This window comes from Candidatus Rickettsia kedanie (assembly GCF_045865205.1).
GTDB lineage: Bacteria > Pseudomonadota > Alphaproteobacteria > Rickettsiales > Rickettsiaceae > Rickettsia > Rickettsia australis.
Genome location: NZ_BAABMM010000030.1, coordinates 1 through 6,212, shown reverse-complemented (window position 1 = coordinate 6,212; position 6,212 = coordinate 1). Strand labels below are relative to the sequence as shown.

Here is a 6,212-nt window from a genome sequence, read left to right as displayed (position 1 = left end):
ATTCCTCTTTCTAGTAACATCTATTCTAAATCTCGGTAGCTAATACCGTACTTACAGTACCACCTTACCGCCCATATTATTATGTCGTATTTAAAATGACGTCTCTTAAAATATTCATAAAGCTTATTTATAACAATTTATTACTCTATTCCTTATATACTGCAACAGTGACCTTTTCCTCTATAATTTCTTGTGCAGTAGTATAATCTACCTTATACTTTGGAGCATAAAGTTTTAAGGTATGCACGCAATGCTTAATACTTTCTTTTGAAACTCCTAAATCATTATAAATTTTTATTTTCATTTTTATTTTATTGACAAGAACATTATATAATTCTATTGAGTGTAATTACTTAACAATAAATTATGAGGTAATTTTATGCAACTTAATTCAATCTCGTTACCGTTAACCAAAAGGCAAGCAATAGAAATAGTTTTAGGAGTGACATTACTTACTATTTGTTCACAAATATTAATACCGTTTAAGCCTGTTCCCATAACATTACAAACTGTTGCAGTACTATTTATCGGGCTTACTTATAATAGGGTCAGCGGTACTCTAGTAGTATTATCTTTTGTAACGCTAAGAGCTGCAGGTGTGCCGATATTTGGTAAATTTTCTAGCGGGTTACCAATATTATTAGGTATTACCGGTGGATATCTAGCAGGTTTCATAGTGGCCGTATATATTATGGCTAGCTTAAAAGATAAAATTTTTACTTCTAATAAATTGTTAAACCAAATTACTTTATGCTTAATCGGTAATATGATTATTATGGGTTTAGGCTGGTTATGGTTATCCAAATTTTTAGGATTAAAAGAAGCATTTTATAGTGGTGTACTATTTTTTATAATACCCGGAATAATTAAATCAGGCTTATTAATCGGACTTATCAATGTAGTAAAACCAAACACTCGATGAACTTCTGTATTGCCTAAAAATTTTGATGTCATTCCCACGGAAGCAGGAATCCAGGAATATTTAGTATCATACCGCGACTTGATCACGGTATCCAATCTTTGTTAATGTTTTTCTGTGTACCCCGTGGTCAAGCCACGGGGTGACATAGTAGGTTTTACTGGATTCCCGCTGCCGCGGTAATGATATCGAGTGTTGATATATAACTCTATTATTCATGCAAAAAATCAATAACAATGCTAATACCGCATTTTCCGGTGCCGACCTGGAAAAATAATATTAAATATGATCTTGAAAATATAGTAAGACTTTTAAAAGCCTTAGGTAACCCTCATTTAAGGCTTCCTCCCGTCATACATATAGCAGGTACAAACGGTAAAGGTTCAAGCAGTGCTATGCTTAAAAGCATCTTTACGCTTGCAGGTTATAAGGTACATTGCTATACATCTCCTCATTTATTCGAATTTAATGAACGAATTGTAGTAGCAGGTGAGCAAATCTCGGATAATGAATTATGGCAGGTTTGTGAGGAGGTGAGGGTAGCAAGCGAAAAATTTAATATCGAACCTAGCTTCTTTGAAGGTACTACGGCAGCAGCATTTGTAGCATTTGAGAAAACAAGAGCCGATATATTAATTTTAGAGACGGGACTAGGCGGTCGGTTAGACGCAACAAATACAGTAGAACAACCGTTAATTACTTTAATTACACCTATTTCATATGATCATATGAATGTGCTTGGGTTAACATTACCCCTAATAGCAGTTGAGAAATCCGGTATTATGAAATCTTGCGTTCCTTGCGTTATCAGTATACAAGCTTTAGAAGTTTATGAAACATTATTTGCAAAAGCTGAAGAGCTAGATGTACCTACTTTTTGTTATAAATATGATTTCGGTATTAAAAAGGCGGACAACGGATTTATTTATTCATCACGAAATTTTAGTTATGAATTTCCGACTCCTTCCCTACTTGGTGATCATCAATTAATAAATGCTGCAAGCGTTATTGCTTTAATAAGTTTGATAAATAAACAATTTAATATTAGCAACGAAATTATCTCTAAAGGACTACAAAATACTATTTGGCGGGCTAGAATCGAAAAAATAGAACCAAAAAAATATTCCAGATTAATAGGTGATAATGTTCAAATTTGGGTAGACACAGCTCATAATAATAGTGGGGCTCAAGTTTTGGCAAATTGGATTCATGATAACTTAAAATCACCGATATATTTAATACTCGGTATGACTAAAAATAGGAATATCAAAGAGTTTTGCTCCTACTTTAAGGGTTTGACAATTAAAGGTTATGGTGTTAAAGTTTTATCCGAACCACTAAGCCATAGTGCAGAAACAATAAATTTGGAAGGCAGAAAGAGCGGTATTGATTTTAGCGAAAGCGACTCACTCGAAGAAGCGATTAGTGATATAAAGAAGATAAACGGTGATAATAAAGCAAATATTATAATAACCGGATCGCTTTATCTAGCTTCCGATTTTTATAAATTGCTGTTTACTCGATGAACTTTAAAAATTGGCTACGTCGTTCTACAAGAACAAGGGTGCTCACCGATTATTATACGATCCGCTCCTCGTCTTGTGAACTCCTTGCTCTTTTTAAAGTTGATCTTCGTATACCCGAGACAACAACAAACCTAAAACCCTATCTAGGAGAAAATAGCATGACCTATTGCAACAAATCTAATCAAACCTCATATCCTTTTATCTTACCGGATTTACCTTATGACAAAGAGAGTTTTAAACCACATTTTACTCCCAAGACTTTTGATTATCATCATGGTAAACATCATAATGCTTATGTACAAAATCTAAATAACTTACTCAAAGATAAAGAAGAATTACAAAAAAAAGATTTAGAAGAAATAATAGACTGGTCATCTCAAAACTCAAATGCAGCTATTTTTAATAACGCAGCCCAAATATGGAATCATACCTTTTTTTGGCATTCAATAAAGCCGCAGGGCGGAGGTAAGCCAAGTGGTAAAATATTAGAACAAATTAATAAAGATTTCGGTAGTTTTGAAGGATTTTGCGAGCAGTTTAAGCAAGACGCAGTGGGGCAGTTCGGTAGCGGCTGGGCATGGCTGGTATATCACGATAATAGGCTACAAATTATAAAAACTGCTAATGCCGGTACACCTATAGCAAACGGTATGAAGCCGCTTCTTGCATGTGATGTATGGGAACATGCTTATTATATTGATTATCATAACAAACGACCTGATTATGTTGACATATTTATTAAGCATATGATTAACTGGAAGTTTGTAGAAGATAACTTAATTAAGTAAAATTATGAATTTAGAGGATATTAAACAGGCTCAAGAAACTCCTATCGAAAATATATAGCCTTTAGTGGAGGGGGAGTAAGGGACAATATATTCTGGAGCTTATAAGGCAGCAAAAAAAAGCCAGTATTTTAGATAATGTAAAGGCAGTAGCAGGTTCTTCCGCCGGTGCTATAACTGCAGCAGTGGTAGCTCTTAGAACACCGCCTGAGCGATTTGAAGAAATTTCTAAAAATACAAATCTGCAAACTTTGCTTGGGAAAAAAGGATTTTCTGCAGGTATAGTACAGTTAAATAAAGACGGTAAACCTTGATATGATCTATTAGAAATTGTTATTAAAGAAAATATAGGAAATTTTTTACAGAGATCAGATATAGTAAATGTTAAAGATGATAAAGCTCTTGATGAATTAAGAGAACGATACAACCAAAAAGATGGTAAAATATATTTTAAGGATATAGCGTTACTGCGAAAATACGATCCAGTGCAGTATAAGGATTTAGTAATTACAGCAACGCAGCGAGAGACAAGTGAACTAACTATCTTCAATAGCTTTGATATGCCAAATATTGAAATTGCTTTAGCTTACCGTGCTTCTGCTTCTATAACCATTGTTTTTGAGTCGGTAGAAATTGACGGTAAAAAATATGTCGACGGTGGATATAGAGATAATATACCGGCCAATATTTATAAAGGCAATGAACCGGAATTTGATACAAAAGAAGTCACTGATAATATGGAGGAAATTACCTTAGCTAAAAAGCAAGGTAGAACTCTAGCTATGGTTTTTGGCACAGGTATGGAAGCTGATGCAAATATTGCTATATATAGCGCACAAAAATTTAAAAGCCTAAGTGATATCGTAAAGTTTTTAGCTGATGTATTATTTAAGACTCTTGCAAAAGTAGGAGGAAAATTTAAATATACCGAAACTCTAAGAGAAACTAATGAGTAGTTACATGAAAATGCTTTAAACACTGTTGTTAGATACTGCCGGAATCGATACTTTGGATTTCAAAGATGCATAAAAATATTCTGATTATCTGCATATTAAAGGATATTGTCAAACTAGAGAACATTTGAATAATCATGACCTTGGCAAAGAAGCAGACAAAACATTTGACCATCAAAAATTTCTACTAAATGTTTATGAAGTTTATGATAATAAAAATCTATATAAAACTTTTGGAACCAAATTATTAGAAATGTTTATTCCGTCAAAAGAAAATAATACTTCTAAATGGCAAGAAGGAGTTATTGAAAATCATGATGATAAAGCAAAAAAGTTATTATCATTTTGTAAAACCGGAGCATTAAACGAAAAAGAATTAAATGAAAAGCTTAAAGAATATGTAATTATTGCTGCAACTAGTCGTAATAATACACTCAAAACCGATACAAACTCATTGAAAGCTTTGCTGCATACCTTAAACGATCCCGCTGCTTCAAGTAAAATAAAAGATAGTTTCATTGAGGTACTTGGGATAGATAAAAATCAAGATGTACGATTTGATAAAACTAAAACCTTTGATGAAAATATTGCTAAGTTTAAATTTACTAAACAAGATTTAGAAAGCTTTATCACTAAAAGTAAAACACCAAAAATTCAAAGCAAACATAGTAATACTGTGGCTAGAAGTAATGCAAGTAGGGGATAATTATTGTCATTGCAAGGAGCGAAGCGACGTAGCAATCCGGAAAAAATAATAAAAAATTCTGTAAATCAGAATTTTTAACTGGATTGCTTCGTTGAATTACTGTGTAATTCTTCTCGCAATGACGATTACTAAAAAAATGAACATCGGTAAATTTAAACTAATTGTTTTTGATAAACTAGACAGTACAAGCTCTGAGGCTATGAGAATTGCTCAGAGTGCTAAAGTTGATTCAAACTATGCAGTACTAGCCAAATCTCAAACTAACGGACGTGGTAGAAGCGGCAAAAACTGGCAGTCTAGGTCGGGTAACTTACATGTAAGTTTACTAATAAAGCCTGATAAAGAGCTAGAATTATTACCGCAATTATCTTTTGTTACAGCACTTGCCGTTTATGATTGTATGTCATCCCGTGGTTTGACCACAGGATCCCGTAAACCAACAACCAATGATGCTGTAAGCTGTTTTCTGGATCCTGTGGTCAAACCACGGGATGACATTATACAACTAAAATGGCCTAACGATGTTCTCGTGAACGGTCGGAAAATTGCCGGTATACTTCTTGAATCTGTTAAAATAGAAAATAATTATTACCTTATTATCGGTATCGGTATTAATATTACCTATCACCCTGATAATATCGACCAGCCTACTACTAGCTTAATAAGCGAAAACCTACCGCCTATAGAGCCGCAAGCTTTACTTGAAAAATTAATAGAGAATTTTGAAAAATATTATCAAATCTGGCATAATAACGGTTTTTCTTTTATTAGAAAAAAATGGTTAGAACATGCTTATACGTTACATGAAAATATTAGCGTCAAACATCAAAATGATATAATAACCGGTCTTTTTAAAGATATCGATAATACTGGTAGAATAATATTGCAACTACCTTCCAAAAAAATAATCTCTTTTTCTACTGCCGAACTTTCTTTTTAGCAAAAATATTACTAAATTTAAATTATAGATTTAATTTTTGTTAACCTCTACTTAAGCTCTAATTTAACAAGGTAATAAATATATACCCCAAGAGCACAGCGCTCTAAGTTATGCTTCTCAGGCATTTTTAACAAATGCATATGAGCAATTAAAGAAAGTTAAAAGTCTTGCTCACGATAATATTTGTACTTTAACACAAAATTCTTAAAAATTGCAAAAACTTTTAAATGTGCGTTATTTACCGGTAATAATAAGGGGCACTGTTGCAAATAGGGAATATAGTATATAAGGAATAGAGTAATAAATTGTTATAGATAAGCTTTATGAATATTTTAAGAGACGTCATTTTAAATACGACATAATAATATGGGCGGTAAGGTGGT

General features: G+C 32.9%; 4 protein-coding genes and 2 pseudogenes. 5 read left to right on the top strand and 1 reads right to left on the bottom strand.

The window, feature by feature from the left end:
- Nucleotides 1–172: 172 nt before the first annotated feature.
- A pseudogene (locus tag ACKTSD_RS04275) lies at nt 173–304 on the bottom strand (BPL-N domain-containing protein); the annotation flags it as partial.
- 75 nt (nt 305–379) lie between these two features.
- On the opposite strand from ACKTSD_RS04275, the gene ACKTSD_RS04270 reads away from it, so the two are divergent.
- From ACKTSD_RS04270 to ACKTSD_RS04245, 5 genes and pseudogenes are all read left to right on the top strand, one after another.
- Nucleotides 380–922 (top strand): biotin transporter BioY, encoded by a 543-nt coding sequence (locus tag ACKTSD_RS04270; protein ID WP_412708152.1) that lies wholly within the window; start codon nt 380–382, stop codon nt 920–922.
- Between the two features lie 233 nt (nt 923–1,155).
- Complete coding sequence (locus ACKTSD_RS04265; protein WP_412708151.1) at nt 1,156–2,445, top strand: folylpolyglutamate synthase/dihydrofolate synthase family protein; 1,290 nt, start codon at nt 1,156–1,158, stop codon at nt 2,443–2,445.
- Between the two features lie 158 nt (nt 2,446–2,603).
- The gene (locus ACKTSD_RS04255; protein WP_412708150.1) at nt 2,604–3,233 is read left to right on the top strand and encodes a superoxide dismutase; all 630 of its coding nucleotides are present in this window, start codon (nt 2,604–2,606) and stop codon (nt 3,231–3,233) included.
- A gap of 4 nt (nt 3,234–3,237) precedes the next feature.
- Nucleotides 3,238–4,889: pseudogene (locus ACKTSD_RS04250) on the top strand (patatin-like phospholipase family protein).
- A gap of 136 nt (nt 4,890–5,025) precedes the next feature.
- Entirely contained in the window at nt 5,026–5,829 is an 804-nt protein-coding gene (locus tag ACKTSD_RS04245) for a biotin--[acetyl-CoA-carboxylase] ligase (protein ID WP_412708149.1), read from the top strand.
- The last annotated feature ends 383 nt before the right edge of the window (nt 5,830–6,212 follow it).